Here is a 19,939-nt window from a genome sequence, read left to right as displayed (position 1 = left end):
ACATGAAGACCGTAGCAAAAGACTTGGAAACATATCTGAATACGGCAAAGAATATGACGTCCTGCGACATCTACGAACTGACCCTGTTCAATGGCCCAACATACTACTACGCCGATACGGACATGGACATTCCTTACGATGGCCATGTTTATAAGCACAATGCCCTGCTCATCAAGCGGGACCAAATCAAGCTGAACAGCAGTGTTGTCGTCGACACGATGACTATTACAATCAATGCTGATACGAAGGACTTGATTGGCAGTGTCCCCGTACTGCAGGCGGCTCATGATGGCATCCTGGACCGGGCAAAGCTACAGCTTCGTCGTTGTTTCTTCCGGGATAAAACCATTGTTGGCTGCATCTCTCTTTTTGGTGGAACGGCCGAAGTCAAAAGCGCCGGCGGTATTAAACTGCAGTTGAGCGTCAAGGCCAAAACACAAGGGCTTAATATGCAGTTCCCTATCCGGAAGTATTACCCGCAGGGAACCTATTCGGCGAACGACAAAAGCCAGGTCATCTCCAGCAAAAATACGGATGATACCTGCCTTATCGCGCCCTTCGTACCCAGAAAGGAAGTGCTCATATGACAGATGGCGAAAAAATCGCAGCAGCGGCCATGACCTGGCTGGGAACGCCTCACGTCAATCAGGCGCGGGTTAAAGGCATCGGTGTTGATTGTGGGATGTTGCTGATTGGAGCCCTGGAAGATGCCGGTCTGATTGAGAAGGGAGCCATTGAAATTGCTCCATACTCGAACGAGTGGCATCTGCACCATAGTGAAGAATGGTTTTTATCTTATGTGAAAAAGTATTGTGTACCTATCACCGGGGCGGGTATGGCCATCGGTGATTTTTTGATGTATCAGTTTGGCCGATGTGTGTCTCATGGTGGCATTTATATCGGCAATAATCAGATTATCCATGCTGTCATTGACCAGGGCGTTATATTGTCAGATCTGAATGACGTCATGTTCCTGGACGCCCATGGCAGAAGCCGGCTTCGCGGTATTTATCGGTTCAAGGGGGTGAAATAATGGGTATTTTTCGCGGGCATACAACGACGATTCGAGGCAATAAAATCGCAGACTTTACAGTCAGTACGGCCGAATACGGCGCGCCGGTTCCGGAAATTTTAGGGACGACCCGCGTCAGCGGCAATGTCATTTACTATGACGATTTTACGGCTCATGAACACCGGGAAACACAGCGCAGCGGCAAAGGTGGCCACAGTAAGACGGTTACAGTTTCTTACACCTATACGGTAGCGGTTCTTATGGGCCTTTGTGAAGGACCTATTAACGGGGTCAAACGAGTTTGGGTTGGTAAAGAGATTTACAATTATCCAGATTCTAATATCCAGATGACGCTGTGGAAAGGGTCGCAGGACCAGAAACCCTGGGCCTATGTCACTGGCAAGCATCCAGACAAGGCCCTGCCGTACCCCGGATTAGCTTATATGGCCGGTGTCATCGACCTGGGTGATAGCGGCAGTATGCCGAACTATAATTTCGAAGTAGCTGGTAAACTGTTGGATACAGGTGACGGCGTTGATGTCAATCCTGCCGATTATATCCGCTATGTATTGGATAAAGTCGGGCTAAGCAATGTAGAAATTATCGGCCTCGATAACTACCGAAAATATTGTGCCGCTGCGGACCTCCTCATTTCGACTCCACCCGATGAAACGCAGTCGAAGAGCGCCAGGGACATCATCAATGAAATCGCGACCTTGACAAATGCTTATGTCTTCTGGTCGAATGATACCTTTAAAATTGTGCCTCTGGATGATCGGACCTATGACACCTGGACGCCGAACCGGACTATCTTGTATAACCTTACAGCAGACGACTTTATCCCGCAGTCTGGCGGGGCGCTGGTAACCTATCAGCGTAAAGACAGCAGTGAAGTCTATAATCAGTTCCCCGTAGAATTCATCAACCGTGCCAATGGGTATGAAAAGGAAACTGTCAGCTATGCCGTTACAGATGACATCGTTGATTATGGTCTTCGTCAAGCCAGTACGACGCAGGCTCATTATTTCTACACGAAAGAACGGGCTGTAAAACTGGCAGAATCTTTGGCCAGGAATGGCAAATACAGCCGGAACAAATACACGTTCAAGTTGGACTGGTCTTTCTGCCGGCTCGAAGTTGGCGACCTGGTCACTTTGACGGACGTGAATTGTGGCCTGAACAAGCAAGTCGTACTTATTGACAGCGTTACTGAAGGAACGGACGGCCTGCTGACCTTCACGGCTATTTCACGCCCTGATGGGGAATACAGCGAAGCAACATATGATGTCCACGAAACGGACCGCCCGTATATCAATTACAATCAACCGGCACCTGATACCGCAAAGCCTGTCATCTTACAGCCGCCGGCAGACCTTACACAAAATGGCCTGGAACTCTGGATCGGTGCTAAAGGTACGGCAGATATGTGGGGCGGCTGTGATGTCTTCGTCAGCGATGACAATGAGCATTACCGCTTGGCTGGCCAAATTACCAATACAGCACGGATAGGGAACTTAGCGGCCGCTGTGGCCAAAGACGCAACGACTATTGAAGTCGCCGTCAACGGGACGCTGTTGTCTGGATCTGAACAGGATGCCCAGCGGGGAAACACGCTTTGCTGGCTCGATGGAGAGTGTTTGTCATATCAAACAGCCAACCTGCTTACCAATGGTCATTGGCAGCTAACTGGATGCATCCGAGGGCAGTATAATACATCGGCCGTCGCTCATGCTGCCGGCGTGCCCTTTGCCCGGTTAGATGCAACACTACTGCATGTCCCGTTCCGAAAGGAAGACGTCGGCAAGAAAATCTGGCTCAAATTCGCCTCCTATAATATTTTTGGCTCAGGCAACCAGAGTCTGGCCGATGTGAAGGCTTATGAGTACACCATCATGGCGTACTACATCCCGCCAGTATCTGACCTGCGGGCTTACAACCGCTATCGCCAGATGCCCGATGGCGTTGCACGGTATGACCTGGTAGCCACTTGGACGCCGCCAGAACTGCAAAGCTACCTGAGCGGCGAAGTGTGGTATAAAACAGACCATCAGCAGGCCCAGAATGTCACCATCAAAGAAGGTACTGCCGCCGATAAAGCGGGCTTCGATGGAGAATGGATTTTTGGTGGTAGTGGCAAGAACCAGGTTGTCATACCGCAAGCTGTCGTAGGGGATACCTATCGAATCTGCGTCTGCACCAAAGATGAATGGGGCGTTTCGACATCGCCGGATACAGCGCCTTCCGTCGATATTCTGGTGGCGATGAGAACAGAAATCCCTAACACTCCTGGGAACGTATTAATAACTTTTGGCGTTGCAGCTGTTGTGTCTTGGAATGAAGTAACAAATACAGACGTAGCTTTTTATGAAATCCGCACAGACCAATACCCTGGCCGTGAAACAGACGCGATGTTGGCTCGGACAACAGATACATCATGCACTGTATCGCTAAGTATTCGAACGGGTAAACTATATGTCTATGTTAAATCAGCAGTTGGTAAATATAGTGCTCCTGCTATTATTACGTACAACAAACCCGTCCCGGTAAAACCGGACGCCCCGGTCGTGACGCCTAAATTAGGCGGCCTCAGTATAGTAGCCCAGTCCGTCCCGACTGATTGTATCGGAGTGAGATACTACATCAACTCCGCGGTCATCTCATCGGTCAATAATCAGCTGGCTTACACTTGTGACGCGGGTATCTATGATGTGACGGTCGCATTTTACGACCTTTTCGGCGTTGGGCCGCAGTCCCCCACAACTCGATGTGTGGTAAAAGCCCTGGTAGACTCGTCGCTGTTGGCTGACCAGGCCGTAACCCGGCAGAAAGTAGACCAAGTCATTGATAAGGCTGTACAGGATACGCAGACGACTCTTCCGCAGCAAATCCAGGCCGCCGCGGCGTCGGCAGCTAATGACTTATCTGCGGTCATCACTGAGCTCAACAAAGCGCCGGGAGATAGCAGCTATAAGTCTATCTCAGATCTTAAAACAACGACCGATGGGTTAACATCTACTTTTGCCACGCAAAAGACCGCTCAGGACAAGGTCAACGCATCGGTCGATACGCAGATTAGCCAAATCAAGCAGGACGCCAGCATGTTGTCGTCGACAGTGCAGAGCAACAAGACCGCTCAGGACAAGGTCAACTCGTCGCTAACGTCTAAAATCACGCAGACGTCGGATGCCGTGACTACCGTGGTTTCCAATCTCAATGATTCGACAAAGGCCAAGTCTTACTCGGCTATCGCTCAGATGAGCAATGCCATCGCGACGAAAATCACACAAGGCGACATGACGTCTTACTTGCAGCAGGACCACACCGGATTTTATATCAAAGGCAGCCTCATTAACATCGACGGTACAACAAAAATTGGCAACAACATCATCACGAACAACATGATTCAGAGCAATGCTGTCACGGCGGATAAAATCAACGTCAACAGCTTGTCGGCCATCACTGCTACTATCGGGACGTTGCGAACGAAGACCAGCGGGGCGCGTGTTGAAATAAAGGATAATCTGATTGAGGTATATGACAATAACAATGTATTGCGCGTAAAAATGGGGGTGTGGTAATGTCTCAAGGGCAAATTGTAACGTATGATGAATCTGGCAGGCAGTATACAAATGTAAATGCATCTACGCTAAGAATTTATGGAGAAATCACAGTTACAGGACGTACGGGAGATATAACTTTTACCATTCCAGATTATGATACAGGGAAACCTGTTGTATTTCTTAAGGGAAATGAAAAAGCTTACAAAAGAGATAGCGAAGGCGAATTTAATGTCTACATTTGCGGTTTCATTTTTATATCTAATGTTACGCGAACCGGATTCCACTTTGAACGCATGTGGGACTATTATAAACAATCAACAGTTAGCTGGGATAAAATGCCAATAACATTTATTTACGGGTGCATGGGATGAGCAACTACATTGAAATAAGAAACGAAAATGACATCGTCACGATAAATGATAATTATAAGAATCTGTCATTTGTGAAAAAACAAAACGGGAATGAAATAATAAATAGATATAACTTCATAGAAATAGATTCAAGAATTGGTGTAGCGGCCATTACAGCGTCGTCTCCAAACGTTAAGATATGCAGACCGGATCAATGTCGTGTGAGGGTGGGAAATGGAGATGGCAATTTAGTAGGACAAGTGCTAGAGGTAGCAAGCGGAATAGAAGAGAAAAATAGTATCAATATATACTACTTTGATTACGCTAACAAAGCTGATGGCACCGTTGGTATTATCGTATATAACCAAAAAGGAGAGGTAGTATATAATAGCAACTTAAAATATTTAAAAATATTAGGGGTAGTAACAACTGCGGGAACATATCACTACTCTAATAAAATAGCTGTGTTTTATCATGGGAATTGGCACAAAGATTGGGATGGAATTAAGGGATATTTACGTTTCCCATCAGAATACAGTTTTGAGTTGGATTTAGATCCGAACGTCCCCGTAGTTGTAGCGGATATTGAAGGATTATAAAAAATAGGAGGAAAGCATCATGAAAAAAGAATTTAAAGTAAATGGCAAGGTTACCTATCCGCAGGGAGTTGCATCCCGTACGACGTATACGCTTATCGATGACGTCGGTAATATGATTAATTTAAATGCCGATATCGATACGGATTTTGACTACGGGGACGCAGTCGTCATGACGGTCACGAAGAAAAACGCCACCGCCTCGACGAACGTAGATCCCGTCACTGGCTCCGTCACGACAAGTGACCCCACGACGACAACGGCTAGCACAGACGACAGAGCCACAACTGATACGGCAACGGCCGATACGGAGGACACGACTACCACAGCTGATACTACAAAAACCGATACCGCTGCCACGGAGACGACCAGCACCACCACGGAAACGGAGGCGAAGTAAGTGAAGAAACAGGTTTATCAGGTCCCGGAGCTCCGGGACGCCAGTAATAACATCATCCAGGCGGGGACCTACGGACGTACGTCCCCCTTGGTCAATGCCGATAATACCGGCATCTTGGACTACGTCAACAATAATTTGGAAGCGCTTCACGATGCCCAGACATCCGGTACAGGTGTCCGGGCTGCCGAAGATACCAAAGGAAACGCTATCGACATCGCGGCCCTGAAGACGCTCATCACCGACACCGTCACCCAGGCAAAGAAAGACGCCATCCTGGCCGCGCACCCCGTCGGGAGCTACTATATCAGCGATAAAGCAACCGACCCGGGGACGCTCTTCGGCGGCACGTGGAAGATGCTGGACCCCGGGCTGACCCTTATTTCACAGGGCAAAGGCACCGACAAATTCGGCAGCTTCGAGTTTGTGGCGGGGCAGACCTACGGGGAGCGGATGCACCAACTCACTGTCGATGAATTGGCAGTGGTTAAACTTGAATTGTGCTTTCAAACACAAAATGATGACAACAAAACTGAGCCCCAAAGGGAGGTCATCAAAACTAACAAAACACACGATATGTACGGTGTTCGCCACCTAAGCCAAGTGATAGCGCCATTTGGTGGTGACAAACCTCACAACAACATGCAACCGAGCAAAGCCGTCTTTGCGTGGTTGCGTACCGCATGACTGTCGAGGAGTTGGCAAGCCATAAGCACGACAGCAGACTGGACGATACACTGGCTGAGGATACGGATATACAATGCGATGCGTGGTATCTAGCTACTCACTGGACCAAACATTGGCGTCTAATTGATAATAACGTAACTTACACTGGCGGTAACCGACCTCATAACAACCTCCAACCGTGTAAAGCGGTCTACGTCTGGTGCCGGACTGCCTAACTGTCGATGCCCCATAAGTATGCAGGCCTATTAGCATCAGTTCTACCATGATGTGTATCAGTCCAGTCACTGCATCCTTTTACGGTATAGTCACCCCAGCCTGCACCATTTTGATGTGTATGAGCCGCCAACTCCTCGACAGTTACGCAGTACGACACCAGATATACGTAGCCCGGCTCAGTTGTAGGTTGTTATGGGGCGAGTTCCTACCAGTTGGTTTAGTGTTTACTACGCCAGATTTACTAAGAAAACCAACAAATGACGGTAAGACAATATTGATAATCCCGCTTGACTGGTTTTTACCTGATATGGGGTACGTATGATTATTTTCGGCTTGTACTTGTTCTTCATGTTCATGCTTTGCCAACTCCTCGACAGTTACGCTGTACGAATCCAGATGTACACGACTTTAGACGGTTGTAGTGTGTTATGAGCCACATTGGATTTAATATCGTATCCATTATGGACGTAATCGTACAAAGATGTACCGCCCCATGTTGTTGTCTTAACTGTATTCCAAGGTACACTGGGTAAAGTAAGCTCATTATTCCCGGTTAAAGAAACCATAGCGCGGTCAGGTAACTCATCGACAGGTATTAAAAGAGACGTTTAACGCCTACATGACGCAATTTTTGCGCCACAAAATGCACCTGTTAAGCACAAGCCAGACACGCCACGAAGCCTAATACTAAGCGGTTTATAAAGCATCTGTTATATCGCTTAGTACCGTATTACTCACAAATTATCGACGGCTTTACGCAGCTCACGCAAGGTTTTATGCGTATAGACGGCTTTTGTGACGCCTCTCCGGGCGTGACCGAGTATCATTTTTATGACAGTGTCATTGACTCCGGCGGAGTCAAGCAGTGAAGCCAGTGTATGCCGGCATTCATGTGGAGTGTGGCGCATCGTCATCCGCTTCATCGTCCGGTTCCATCGGCGCCGAAAAGCGTCATAGGTATCAACCGAACAGATGACCTGCTGCCGCTTCCGCGCGGCCAGGAAGGGGAGTATCCGCTTACTGATGGGTACTTTACGCACGCCGGCCTGGGTCTTACTGTGCCGGATATCAATATAGCGTTCCCGTATTTTTATATCCTGCGGTTTTAGTGACAGGTATTCACCGATACGTAGGCCGGTATATATCAGTATCAGCACATCCTGGACAGCCGCGTTATCTGCCTGTTTCCACAAACGATTAATTTCCCTTGTGGTAAAAGGCCTTTTTTTATATACGACATGATGCTTGTCTATCTCGACATACCGCGAGTAGTCCGTCATGGCCATCTCGCGTTTGATGGCAAATTGGTAAAGCTGGCTCATAAGGACCCGGCATTTTTTCTGAGTGCTGTATCCGGCGACTTTTCGCACATCGTCCATGGCGGCCTGCAGGTCTAGGTACTTTAACTGGCTCATAGTTTTGTCATGAAGTCGTGCTAGATGCCGGAATGAAATCTCATAAGCTGATTGGGACGATCTGGACAATGTCGGCCATTTTGTTGGACGCCATTGCTTGTAGATATCGGCAAACGTCGCAGTCAGTCCTGTTGGTTCATGATTATATTTGAGTAGAAAGGTAAGGGCGGCGTCATGAGTTTCGAAATATCCAATAGCTTTTTGATGGCCGTTGATAGTCTTTTTTACAACCCACGGTCTCCTCCGACGGCCCTGCATTTTATAAACTGATCCAAAACCATTTGGCAAACGCATTATAATCACTCCGTTTTTAATAATCATATCAAGGAGAATCTATGAATGACAATGAATTAATGTCCCGGCTGGACCGAATCGAGTTGCAACTGACGAATCTCAACCGCGAAGTCGTACAGGCCATCGAGTCTGGCAAATCGGCACATCATAGAATTGATGATCTCAAACACGACATCTGCTGGACCCTGGGAACGAGTGTAACCGTCGTCGGCATTTTCGCGTCAGTGCTGACGTCAGTGCTGCAGCATGTGTAGGTGATGGAAATGTTTGAAAAAGTAAATATCGCAGATTGTCTCGTCATTATCGGGCTGGTAACGGCCTTGATTTTGGCGATTTTTTATAGCCTCAACGAATTGGCCATGTCAATCGCCTCGGGGCTCCTCGGTTATATCGGCGGCACGGTAAAGTCCGCCGCCACAAGAAAGGATGATTTGAAATGAAAGTGTTTTTGAATCCTGGCCATGATACAAAATATGATTCCGGAGCAGTACATTATGACGCGGATGGAAGTGTTGATTTGCGGGAGTGCGATGTAGTGCTCAAAATTGGCACGGCTGTAAAGAAATATCTTGAAGCGGCTGGCTGTGCATGCTATTTAATGCAGAGCGACAACCTGGCGCCGACACCGGCAGGGCGTAGCGATTATGATGATCGCCAGGGCATGACTGTTACTGAAACCGCTAACGCATGGGGCGCTGATATTTTTGTCAGCATCCACTGTAACGCTGCTTCGGGTACAGCTCGCGGCACAGAAGTGGAATGCTATAGCAGGATGAGTAACAGTGGCAATTTAGCGCAGTGCATCCAATCGCAACTTATCGACAGCATCGATACTGTCGATAGAGGCGTAAAAGAAATGCCAGAGTTACTGGTACTACGGTATACAGATATGCCGGCTGTCTTAGTTGAAACAGCTTTCATCGACAATGATGACGATATGGCGCTACTTGTAAACAATGAGGACGATATTGCCCGGGCTATTGCACGCGGTATAACCGATTACGAACAATCTAATAATTAAAATCATTAATATATGGAGGAATGAACGATGAGTAAATGGACCGATATTAGAGACAGTGTTGTAGAAGCTTTGAACGTAGATGTTGTCACAGAAGATATGAAGAATGAGCTGACGCAAAACATCGTAACGAATGCCATCCCGGCTGTCGAAGCTGTTGCCGACAAATTCACGACACAAATCCAGGAACAGAGTAAATCGGAAACAGGATGGAATATGCTCCGCGACAAAATCGTCCTGCCGCTTGTTATTAATGGAGCTATCTGGGCCGTGAAATTCGCATTGTCTAAAACAATGTCGGCTCAAAACCAATAAAACATTAATAAAAATAAAAGTCGGCGTCCATTCCATTGTGAGTGGACGCCGCTTTTTTATGTCACATCAGCCTGCCGTCAAAAATTCGTCAAAAAAAAGAAATGAAACTACATGAAAATAAATCAATCAACTTTTGCCAGATTCGATAAAAACCGCTAGTTTGCTTAATTTGTAGCAGAACATTGCAAAGCAAGCCATGTTTAGGTTATAATGTGATATTGAAGGCATTTATACATATATGAAAGGGAGATACATCGATGGATAACGAAACGACCAAAAATTTTATTGAAACTATTATCGATGAAGACAACGAAAAGAATACATATGGCAAGCGGGTACATACTCGTTTCCCGCCGGAACCGAATGGCTATCTCCACATCGGCCACGCAAAGTCGATTTGCCTGAATTTCGGCATTGCCAAGAAATATGGCGGACTGACCAATCTCCGCTTTGATGACACGAATCCGTCGAAAGAAAATACGGAATATGTAGAATCGATTAAACGCGATGTCAAATGGCTCGGTTTTGACTGGGACGACCGCATGTTCTATGCATCGGACTATTTCGATAAACTCTATGAATACGCCAAGAAACTGATCCGCCTGGGCAAGGCTTATGTTGACGATTTGTCGAGTGATGAAATCCGCGAATACCGCGGCACTTTCAATACGCCGGGGAAGGAAAGCCCGTACCGCAACCGCAGCGTCGAAGAAAACCTCCAGCTCTTTGAAGATATGAAAGCCGGCAAGTTCGCCGATGGAGAAAAGGTACTGCGTGCTAAAATCGATATGGCCAGCCCGAACCTCAATATGCGCGATCCGGTCCTCTACCGTATCGTCCATGCATCGCATCATCGCACGGGTGATAAATGGTGCATCTATCCGATGTACGATTTTGCCCATCCGGTATCGGACGCAATCGAACGCATTACTCATTCCATCTGCACCTTGGAATTCGAAGCACATCGTCCGCTGTACAACTGGGTCCTCGAAGATTGGGATGACCCGGAAGGCCAGAAACCGCGGCAGATTGAATTCGCCCGCTTGAATGTCACCAACATGATTACCAGCAAGCGCAAACTGCGTCTCCTCGTTGAAAAAGGAATCGTCAGCGGCTGGGATGACCCTCGTATGCCGACGATTTCCGGGATCCGCCGCCGCGGGTATACGCCGGAATCCATCCGTGACTTCTGCGAACGCATCGGCGTCGCCAAAGCCGACAGCATGGTCGATATTTCGCTCTTGGAATACTGCATCCGCGAAGACCTGAAGATGAAAGCACCACGCCTGATGACGGTCATCGATCCGATCAAGGTCGTCCTCACCAACTATCCGGACGGCAAGACGGAAACGATGACGGCCGACAACAACCAGGAAAATGAAGCCATGGGTACGCGTGAAATGACGTTCAGCAAGCACCTCTATATTGAACGCAATGACTTCATGGAAGAACCGGTCAAGAAGTTCTTCCGCCTGGCTCCGGGGAAGGAAGTCCGCCTCAAATATGCCTACATCATCAAATGTGAAGAAGTCATCAAAGACGAAGACGGCAACATCGTCGAACTGCACTGCACGTATGATCCGGAAAGCAAGAGCGGCAGCGGCGCCAACGCCAACCGCAAGGTCAAAGGGACTTTGCACTGGGTCAATGCGGAAGATGCTGTCGACGTCGAAACCCGCGTCTATGACTATCTTTTGAAGGACGACGGCAGCGAGGAAGAAGGGGAAAGCAAGGATTTCCTCGATCAGATCAATCCCCACAGCCTCGACGTATACCACAGCAAGGCCGAAAAGGCATTGGCAACGTATCACGTAGGCGATAAGTTCCAGTTCCTGCGCCAGGGGTATTTCGTCATTGATCCTGATACGACGGCAGACCACCTGGTCGTCAACCGCATCGTCGGCCTCCGCGATACTTGGGCTAAGATGCAGAAAAAGAAAAATCAATAAGTGATGATTAAAAAAGGGGCTGCCTTTCTCAGAATGGATTAGAATTTCATGAGAAAGGGCGGCCCCTTCGTATCTTGCGTGTATAATGGAGGTAGGCTATGAAAACGCCTGGTTCGCACAGTCTGTTGTTCTTCTTTATTTTCCTCATCGTCGGCGGTATCCTCGGCGGCATCGTCGGGGAAGCCCTGTACGCCGTTCCAGCCCTGAAGGGTGTCCTGCCGGCCCTGACGCAGCATTATGAAATCTTGAATATCCAGAATATTCACCTCAATCTCTATCTCATGGAATTGCAGTTTGGCATCCATCTGGCACCGAATATGCTCAGCATCATCGGCGTCATCCTGGCAGCCATTCTCTTTCGTCATCTTCAATAATTTAGGAGGGATTATTACATGCTCATCTTAGCTTCTGGTTCGCCTCGTCGCCGCGAACTGCTGACGCAAATCGGCGTCGCCTATATGGTCAATCCGAGTACGTATAGTGAAGAATCGCCGAAGAAAAAAGACCCGGAAAAATACGTCCAGGCCCAGGCATTGGGGAAGGCCCGCGACGTGGCCGGAAAATTCCCGGGCCAGTGGGTCCTCGGCGCCGATACCATTGTCGCCATCGATGGGGAAATGTTGGGCAAGCCCAAGAATGAAGCCGCTGCCATCGAGATGCTCCGTGCTCTGTCCGGGAAGAAGCATTCCGTCTATACGGGCATTGCCTTGATCAATGGCCATAAGGAATACACGAAGGTCGTCGAAACGAAAGTCTGGTTCCGCCGGCTCAGTGAAAAGGAAATCAAAGCCTATGTCGCTTCTGGGGAACCGCTGGACAAAGCCGGGGCCTATGGCATACAGGGCCGGGCTGCGGCTTTCGTCGATAAGATCAACGGGTCCTATACCAACGTCGTCGGCCTGCCCTTGTCCCAGGTATGCAAGTTGTTCCACAAGGCTAAGGTCCATGTATGAGCGATCCTTTCCGCAGCCTCGCTGTTTGTGAGAAACCGCGGGAAAAATTCCTCCGTCACGGCCCTTCAGCGGTGACCGACCAGGACTTGCTGGCGATTCTATTGCGGACGGGTACGAAGGGACAATCCGTCCTCGATGTGTCGCGGCAGGTCCTTCACTCTCTGCCAGGAGAAAATATTTGCTACCTCAGTGATACCAGCATCGGCGACCTCTGCCAGATTCCCGGTATCGGGACGGATAAGGCCGTTACGGTCTGTGCCGCCGTCGAACTGGGACGGCGTATTTCACGGCAGCACGTAAAGGAAGCGGCGCCTGATTTCAGTACACCCCAGGCCATTGCCGGTTATGTCATGGAAGATCTGCGCTTTTTGCCACAAGAGCAGTTCGGAGCCGTCTACTTATCGACGAAGAACCAGCTCATTGCCTACCGGACGCTGACTATCGGTACGATCAATGCCAGTCTGGCCAAGTCGCGGGAAGTCTTCCGTTACGCTCTGCGTTACAATGCCGCTGCCGTCGTCCTGGTCCACAACCATCCGTCAGGCAATCCCGAACCGAGCCACGAGGACATCGTCGTGACCCAGCGCATTGCCGATGCCGGCCAGATTATGGAAATCCCTGTCCTCGATCACATCATCATCGGCGATGGGACTTTCGTCAGCCTTTGCGAGCGCGGTTACGTGTAAAGACAAATGTATCGAGACAAATGACAGGGTTTCATGATATAATGAATATAAAATACCGTCCGCCTGCAGCGGGAAACTGGCAGTGCGGTCTCTGAGGTGAGCCTTATGATTCTTTACTTTTCAGGAACGGGAAATTCATTATATGCAGCCAAGAAGCTGGCTGAACTGACTGGCGATACGGCGGTGCCGATTTCGGCAATCCACGAACGGTGCCAGCGCATCCAGGATCGCATCATCGGCTTTGTCTTTCCCGTCTATTTCGGGGATCTTCCCGAACCCGTACAGGATTTCGTCAGACAGGTCCGTTTCCAGAAATCGACCTATTTCTATGGCATTGCTACTTGTGGTAGTACGCCGGGCCGGGCTCTCCGGACGATGGACCAGATTCTCCGGCGCCAGCATTGTTCCTTGTCCTACGGGACCGTCCTGCCGATGATCGCTAACAGTACCATTGCGTCGCGGCGTCATATCCGCTACGATATGAACCGTCTGGACCATGCCGATGAACTGGTCGCTGACGCAGCGGATAAGATACGCAGGCAGATCCGGGATACGACGGCCATCCATTCGTCGCTGTCGGCCTGGCTCATGAACCTGGGCCTGGTCCGTCATGCCGGGGAACGCTGGCTGACACCGTCTGTCGATGGAACGCGCTGTATTGCCTGCGGCCTCTGTGCCCGCATCTGTCCGGTGAGCAATATCATCTGTACGGCGAAACGGGCCGTCATCGGCTCCCATTGCAGCCATTGCCTGGCCTGTGTCCACTGGTGTCCCCAGCAGGCCGTCACCGTCCACGGCAAACAGGTCCTTTCCGAAGACCAGTACCATCATCCCGATGTCACGGCAGAAGACATGACGTGGCGATAAGAGTAAAAGAGGCTGTCGCACGAAGGATTCTGCCATCATGTGATGCCCCGTTTACTTTATAGTTTGTAGCACAGAGTTTATAGTTTGCAGAGAAAAGCTTTAAATTTAAACCCATCCGCTAACAACTAGCCACTAACAACTTGAAAGGAGCTGTCGCGATGCGACAGCTCCTTTTTCTCATCCAACCCTTCACTTCCAGACGAGGAGCAGGGAAGCACCGAATTCTTTTTTGAATTGTTTGCTCAGTTGTTTCATTTCATAGTCCGCAGCATTGTATGTCGACCCCGGTGTTGTCGTGAGGATCATGACGGCGACGTTTTCGGCCAGTGTGACTTCGACGTCGGTAACGATTTGTTCGTATGTCAGGTCCGAGGCTTCGGCCAAGGCCAGGATAGTCGAGAGTTTGCGGATCATGATCCAGTCTTCGGCAGAGGCCATGTTGGCGTAGCGGTAAGCTCGGATGATCTTGCGGCTGATGCCGTGATGGAAGCCGGCGATGAAGCCCGTGATGATTTGTTCGACCTGGGTCATGCCGTAGAGCGGGGCATGGGCGATCATGAAGGCCGAATGGCGGGCGTGGTCGTAGAAATTGATGATTTTGCCGACGTCGTGCATACGGGCGGCTGTCTGCAACAGGAGACGTTCCCGCGGGCCGTAGCCGTGGAGCGGCTGGAGCTGGTCGAAGAGCTGGGTAGCGATGCGCGTGACCTGGTCGTAATGGGCCTGGTTGATGATGACGCCGCTCAGCGTGCCGAGGAAGTTCTTGACACTGAAATCGAGGATGTCGTCGAAGCGGGGCGACGGCAGCTGGCAGTACGAAGCGTAATATTCATAGAATAAACCTTCGCGGAGACCGCAGCCGCTGACGACCATTTCCGGGCTGCCCGTCATGTCGAAGATGGTTTTGATGACGGCAGCACCGGCGACGATGAGATCGGACCGTTCACTGGACAGGCCGGCGATCTTCTTGCGGTTGGCACTGGTCCGCGTCGTGATTTCGTGATAGAGGTTTTCAAAATTTTCCAGAGGCATGATGTAGTTATGGAGCTTCGACAGTTCATAATTCGTTGCCCGCTGATCCATTTTGGCGAAGTTACGGGCCGTACCGCCGATGCCGACGATGGGCAGCTGGATGTCCTGTATCCAGGGGACGGCGGCCATTTTTTTCTGGACGAATTTCATCAGGCTGGCAATGGCTTCGGAATCGGGATTTCCCTGGGTGCCGAATTTTTCCGTCAGCGTGACGGCGCCGATAGGGACCGACAGGGAGTGGACGGCTTCTCCGTTGCGGACTAAGGTCATTTCGACGCTGGCACCGCCCAGGTCGAAGATGAGGAAGTCCTTCATGGCAATGGTATTGATGACGCCGAGGTAGCCTAAGTACGCTTCCCGTTCGCCAGTGATGACGTTCATGGTGATGCCCGTTTCGGCATTGATGCGTTTCAAGAATTCTTCTCCGTTGCTGGCATTGCGGACGGCTGCCGTTGCGACGGCCCGGCACTCATGGATGTCCATGACTTCCATGATATGTTTATAGACGTGCAGGCAGGTCAGGGCCCGCTGCATCCCTTCTTCACTGATGACGCCAGTCTGGCTCAGGCCATGGCCCAGGCGGATGGCTTCTTTTTCTTGGTAGAGCAGGGAGTACGACTGGTTGTCGGCAATCTGCATGACGACAAAGCGGATGGAGTTAGAGCCCATGTCGATGATGGCTAATTTTTCCATGGTATACCTCATTTCTGCGGATGTTTATCAAGTTTATCGTTTACCTTTTTCATTATACTACAGAATAGAGAGGCATGCCGAAAATTTTTACAAAAAATATACATACATACGGTGACTTTCATGTATAATAAGAAGAGTATCAGCTAGACAGCAACTATACCGTCAAGAAAAGTGGGGAGAGTAATGGAAAAACAAACCCGGAATGTTTTTGGTATCATCCATATCGGGACGGTCAATATGACCTTGAAGGTCATTGCTTACTCGTCTTTGGATGACATGGAGATCATCGAAAACGTATCCCGAGAAGTAAAATATGGGGAAACGGTATTCCAGCGCCATCACGTCAGTTTCCAGTCCCTGAACGAGATTTGTCAGGTCCTGCTGGGATTCCGCCAGCTCCTGCGTGACTATGACGTCAAAGATGTCCGCGTATTGTCGACAACGGCTATCAGTGAAGCCGATAACTTGATCAGTGTCCTCGACCAGATTCATATCCGCACGGGCTTCGACGTCGAAGTCATCCACATGACCAAGGAAATCTATTATAAGTTCTTTGGTCTCTATTATAATGTATTGAAGGGGAAATTCAATTTCGCCGATAAAGCCGTCATGCTCCTGGACATCACGTCTGGCGGCGTCGGCCTGACCTGCTGGAAATCGGACCGCCTCTTGTTCCAGCAGAACATCCACATCGGGTCCCTGCGCATCCTGGAAAATTTCACGGAAAAGCAGCGCAATGAGCTGACTTTCCCGACAGCTGTGCGCGAATATATTTACGGAACCCTCTATCCGCTCTGGAAGGGTGTCCAGCAGTATGATATCAAGTATATTGTCCTGTCCGGCCGCGGAGCCAACCTGGTGTCGCGCCTCATGGGCAAGACCAGCGAGAATGGTCTTTTCCTGATCACACCGGATGAACTGCGCCAGTTCGTCTATTCCTTCAAGGGCGTCACGCCGTTCAAGCTCATGAAACGCTTCGGCCTGTCCCAGAACCTGGCCAATGTCATCATGCCGACGATCCTCTTGTATTACGAACTGCTGCGCATCGTTGACATCGATATGCTGGTCGTCATGCCGACGACTTTCACCGAAGGCTATACCATGCATTATGTGGCCGAAAAGACCCATAATGATTATATGGCCCATCTCCAGGGCCTGCTCCTGGACATGATGCGCCGCCTGGCGAACAAGTATTTGTCCGATTCCGTCCATTCCGCCCGCATCGAAGAATATTGCAACGTCCTCTTCCAGGCTCTGTACCAGTTCATCGGCCTCGATTACAGCTATAATTATCTGCTGCGCCTGGCTGCGATTTTCCACGAAACAGGGAAATTCATCAATATCCGCAAGCATAACCTCTGTACGTACAACCTTATCAGGGAAACGGACCTCTTCGGCCTGGCTGACGATGAAAAGGAAATCCTGGCTGCCGTCCTCTATTATGCGTTTGACGGTACTTTGCAGGAAGCGTCGCCGGTCTACCACGCCCTGACGCCGCGGCAGAAAGTCATTACGGCCAAACTGACAGCCATCTTCCGCCTGGCCGATTCCCTGGATAAGAGCCATTTAGGGAAAATCAGCGCCATCCGGGCTGAACTCGACGCAGACGAACTCGTCGTCTATTATACGGCAGACGCCGATATTTCACTGGAACGCTGGACGTATCTGAAAATGGCCGTCGACTTTGCCGAAGTTTTTGGCATTTCGACGAAATTAGTGAAAGGATAAGATAATCATGGCAGATTTTACGGATGCTCAATATTTTTTAAATCGTGAATGTACATGGGTCAAATTCAATGAACGGGTCCTGCGTGAAGCCATCGTTCCGTCCAACCCGCTGCTGGAACAGCTGAACTTCATCGCCATCGCCGCATCGAACCTGGATGAATTCTTCATGATCCGCGTGGCCGGCGTCAAGCACCTCGTCGAAAGCGGCGTCAAGCACATCGACATCGCCGGCATGACGCCGCAGGAACAGTTCGAGGCTATTCAGTCCATGGTCCATAAGCTGGTGGCTGACCAGTACCGCTACTATGAAGACATCCAGCAGAAGTTGCAATCTCACGGCCTGCACTTCATCGGCGTCGATGCCCTCGATGATGACCAGCGGCTGTGGCTGGAAAGCTTCTTTGAACGGGAAATCTACCCGGTCGTCACGCCCATGGCCGTCGATTCCAGCCATCCTTTCCCGTTCTTGTCCAGCCTGAACCTGAACCTGGCCGTTCTCTTGCGCCGCAAACAAGGGGACCGCTCGGTCAAGACAGCGATCCTGCCGGTCCCGACATCGGTCATCGACCGCATCATCAAGGTCCCGGACAGCGTGTCGCCGGCCGGCAAGCAGCATGAAGGCCATCAGTTCCTCTTTCTGGAAGACGTCATCGCCGCCTATGCGGAACGTTTTTTCCTGGGATGCGATATCTTGGAAGTCGAACCGTTCCGCGTCACCCGCGACGCCGACCTGGATATCGACGACGATGCCGAAGACCTCCTCATGGAAGTCGAAAAGAGCCTGAAGAAACGCCGCAAAGGGGCTGCTGTCCGCTTGGAACTGGCCGCTTCGTCGTCGCGCATGATCCGCGATTTCCTGCGCGATGAACTGCAGCTCGAAGAACGGGACATCTATTCGATCCCGGGACCCCTGGACTGCAAGGTCTTCTTCTCCTTCGTCGGCATCGACGGCTATGATGACCTGCGCTATCCGCCGGTGACGCCGCAGCCGTCGTCGGAACTGGCCGCCATCGATGCACCGGATTTCTGGTCGGCCATTGCCGAACGGGATGTCATGGTCCATCACCCCTATGAAACCTTTGAAACGGTCGAACACTTCATCCAGCTGGCTGCGACGGACCCGCATGTCCTGGCCATCAAACAGACGCTCTACCGTGTCAGCAGTAAGTCGCCCATCATTGCCGCCCTGGCCCAGGCCGCCGAAAATGGCAAACAGGTCACGGTCCTCATGGAAGTCAAGGCCCGGTTCGATGAAGAAAACAACATCCACATGGCCCGCAAGCTGGAAAAAGCCGGCTGCCACGTCATTTACGGCATCATGGGCCTCAAGACCCATTCCAAGATCACCCTCGTCGTCCGCCGCGAAGAAGACGGCATCCGCCGCTACGTCCACCTGGCGACGGGTAACTACAACGGCAAGACGGCTCGCATCTACACAGACGTCGGTATCCTGACGGCCAATACCCTCATCGGCGTCGACGCATCGGCCTTCTTCAACCTCTTGTCGGGCTATTCCGATCCGCCTCAGTGGAACAAGCTGGCCGTCGCTCCGCTCAACCTGCGGGAAACAATTTATCAGGAAATCGATCAGGAAATCGCCCAGGCCAAGGCCGGCAAGAAAGCCCTCATCGTCGCCAAGATGAATTCTCTCCTCGACAAATACGTCATCGCCAAGCTCTACGAAGCGTCGGCAGCCGGCGTCAAGATCCGCCTCATCGTCCGCGGCATCTGCGTCCTCCGTCCCGGCCTGCCCGGAATCAGTGAAAACATCGAAGTACACAGCATCGTCGGCCGCTTCCTGGAACACAGCCGCTTGTTCTACTTCTACAACGGCGGCAAGGAAGACGTCTTCATTTCTTCGGCAGACTGGATGCCGCGTAACCTCAATGAACGCGTCGAATTAATGACGCCTGTCGAATTCCCGCCTCATAAAGATCGGATCAAGCGCATCTTGAAGGTATACTTCGACGACAACGTCAAGGCCTATGCCATGAACAGCGACGGCTCGTACCGCTACCTGGCCGACGAACGCAAGGGCAAGCCCGTCAACGCTCAGGATACATGCCAGCGCGAAGCCGAACGGCTGGCGTCAGAACGGAAGAAGGCAGCCCGCCAGTTCCGCAATGTCGTCCTGCGTCCTCGTCCTGCTGAAGAAGACAAGTAAATTGACA

At 50.5% G+C, this 19,939-nt stretch carries 20 protein-coding genes; 18 read left to right on the top strand and 2 right to left on the bottom strand.

From position 1 onward, the window contains the following. Positions 1-2 precede the first annotated feature (2 nt). From ACE418_RS01960 to ACE418_RS01930, 7 genes are read left to right on the top strand one after another with little or no spacing between them, the layout of a single operon-like run. Entirely contained in the window at positions 3-587 is a 585-nt protein-coding gene (locus ACE418_RS01960) for a baseplate hub domain-containing protein (RefSeq protein ID WP_416448952.1), read from the top strand. After that, positions 584-1,033, top strand: coding sequence for an NlpC/P60 family protein (locus tag ACE418_RS01955; RefSeq protein WP_416448951.1), 450 nt, complete (start codon positions 584-586; stop codon positions 1,031-1,033). The genes ACE418_RS01960 and ACE418_RS01955 overlap by 4 nt, the downstream gene beginning before the upstream one ends. Beyond that, positions 1,033-4,590: a phage tail protein gene (locus ACE418_RS01950; protein ID WP_416448950.1), complete on the top strand. Its 3,558-nt coding sequence runs from the start codon at positions 1,033-1,035 to the stop codon at positions 4,588-4,590. Before ACE418_RS01955 ends, ACE418_RS01950 begins: the two co-directional genes overlap by 1 nt. Beyond that, entirely contained in the window at positions 4,590-4,943 is a 354-nt protein-coding gene (locus tag ACE418_RS01945) for a hypothetical protein (protein WP_416448948.1), read from the top strand. The genes ACE418_RS01950 and ACE418_RS01945 overlap by 1 nt, the downstream gene beginning before the upstream one ends. After that, positions 4,940-5,521: a hypothetical protein gene (locus ACE418_RS01940; RefSeq protein ID WP_416448946.1), complete on the top strand. Its 582-nt coding sequence runs from the start codon at positions 4,940-4,942 to the stop codon at positions 5,519-5,521. The genes ACE418_RS01945 and ACE418_RS01940 overlap by 4 nt, the downstream gene beginning before the upstream one ends. A gap of 19 nt (positions 5,522-5,540) precedes the next feature. Then, a complete protein-coding gene (locus ACE418_RS01935; protein WP_416448944.1) occupies positions 5,541-5,918 on the top strand; it encodes a hypothetical protein in 378 nt (125 codons plus the stop codon). After that, complete coding sequence (locus tag ACE418_RS01930) at positions 5,919-6,602, top strand: phage baseplate protein (RefSeq protein ID WP_416448943.1); 684 nt, start codon at positions 5,919-5,921, stop codon at positions 6,600-6,602. 950 nt (positions 6,603-7,552) lie between these two features. On the opposite strand, the gene ACE418_RS01925 is transcribed toward ACE418_RS01930, so the two are convergent. After that, entirely contained in the window at positions 7,553-8,527 is a 975-nt protein-coding gene (locus ACE418_RS01925; RefSeq protein ID WP_416448942.1) for a tyrosine-type recombinase/integrase, read from the bottom strand. An 83-nt stretch (positions 8,528-8,610) separates the two neighbouring features. Between ACE418_RS01925 and ACE418_RS01920 the strand changes: the two genes are divergently transcribed. From ACE418_RS01920 to ACE418_RS01880, 9 genes are all read left to right on the top strand, one after another. Beyond that, positions 8,611-8,781, top strand: coding sequence for a hypothetical protein (locus ACE418_RS01920; protein WP_416448941.1), 171 nt, complete (start codon positions 8,611-8,613; stop codon positions 8,779-8,781). A gap of 9 nt (positions 8,782-8,790) precedes the next feature. Continuing rightward, on the top strand, positions 8,791-8,967 hold the full coding sequence (locus ACE418_RS01915; protein WP_416448939.1) for a hypothetical protein: 177 nt from the start codon (positions 8,791-8,793) through the stop codon (positions 8,965-8,967). Continuing rightward, on the top strand, positions 8,964-9,548 hold the full coding sequence (locus tag ACE418_RS01910) for an N-acetylmuramoyl-L-alanine amidase family protein (protein WP_416448937.1): 585 nt from the start codon (positions 8,964-8,966) through the stop codon (positions 9,546-9,548). The genes ACE418_RS01915 and ACE418_RS01910 overlap by 4 nt, the downstream gene beginning before the upstream one ends. A gap of 27 nt (positions 9,549-9,575) precedes the next feature. Further along, complete coding sequence (locus ACE418_RS01905) at positions 9,576-9,860, top strand: hypothetical protein (protein WP_416448935.1); 285 nt, start codon at positions 9,576-9,578, stop codon at positions 9,858-9,860. A gap of 257 nt (positions 9,861-10,117) precedes the next feature. Continuing rightward, complete coding sequence (locus ACE418_RS01900) at positions 10,118-11,809, top strand: glutamine--tRNA ligase/YqeY domain fusion protein (protein ID WP_416448934.1); 1,692 nt, start codon at positions 10,118-10,120, stop codon at positions 11,807-11,809. Positions 11,810-11,907: 98 nt separating this feature from the next. Continuing rightward, entirely contained in the window at positions 11,908-12,183 is a 276-nt protein-coding gene (locus ACE418_RS01895) for a DUF4321 domain-containing protein (RefSeq protein ID WP_416448933.1), read from the top strand. 18 nt (positions 12,184-12,201) lie between these two features. Then, a complete protein-coding gene (locus tag ACE418_RS01890) occupies positions 12,202-12,762 on the top strand; it encodes a Maf family protein (RefSeq protein ID WP_298587320.1) in 561 nt (186 codons plus the stop codon). Next, positions 12,759-13,448 (top strand): RadC family protein, encoded by a 690-nt coding sequence (gene radC, locus ACE418_RS01885; RefSeq protein WP_020309747.1) that lies wholly within the window; start codon positions 12,759-12,761, stop codon positions 13,446-13,448. The genes ACE418_RS01890 and radC overlap by 4 nt, the downstream gene beginning before the upstream one ends. 105 nt (positions 13,449-13,553) lie before the next feature. Continuing rightward, positions 13,554-14,315 (top strand): EFR1 family ferrodoxin, encoded by a 762-nt coding sequence (locus ACE418_RS01880; RefSeq protein WP_416448930.1) that lies wholly within the window; start codon positions 13,554-13,556, stop codon positions 14,313-14,315. Positions 14,316-14,504: 189 nt separating this feature from the next. Here the strand turns inward: ACE418_RS01880 and ppx are convergent, their stop codons facing one another. Continuing rightward, positions 14,505-16,040 carry an exopolyphosphatase gene (gene ppx, locus ACE418_RS01875; protein WP_416448928.1) on the bottom strand — a complete coding sequence of 512 codons (1,536 nt, stop codon included), beginning with the start codon at positions 16,038-16,040 and terminating at the stop codon, positions 14,505-14,507. A 183-nt stretch (positions 16,041-16,223) separates the two neighbouring features. Here ppx and ACE418_RS01870 point away from each other — a divergent pair, with 183 nt between their 5' ends. Both ACE418_RS01870 and ppk1 read left to right on the top strand, forming a co-directional pair. Next, the gene (locus ACE418_RS01870) at positions 16,224-17,768 is read left to right on the top strand and encodes a Ppx/GppA phosphatase family protein (RefSeq protein ID WP_416448926.1); all 1,545 of its coding nucleotides are present in this window, start codon (positions 16,224-16,226) and stop codon (positions 17,766-17,768) included. Between the two features lie 7 nt (positions 17,769-17,775). Further along, on the top strand, positions 17,776-19,932 hold the full coding sequence (gene ppk1 / locus ACE418_RS01865) for a polyphosphate kinase 1 (RefSeq protein WP_416448925.1): 2,157 nt from the start codon (positions 17,776-17,778) through the stop codon (positions 19,930-19,932). Positions 19,933-19,939: the final 7 nt, after the last annotated feature.

Source organism: Megasphaera jansseni, from assembly GCF_047974155.1.
In the GTDB taxonomy this organism is placed as follows: Bacteria; Bacillota; Negativicutes; order Veillonellales; family Megasphaeraceae; genus Megasphaera.
The sequence above is the reverse complement of the archived record's forward strand: the minus strand, read 5'-3'. Positions and strand labels throughout refer to the sequence as shown.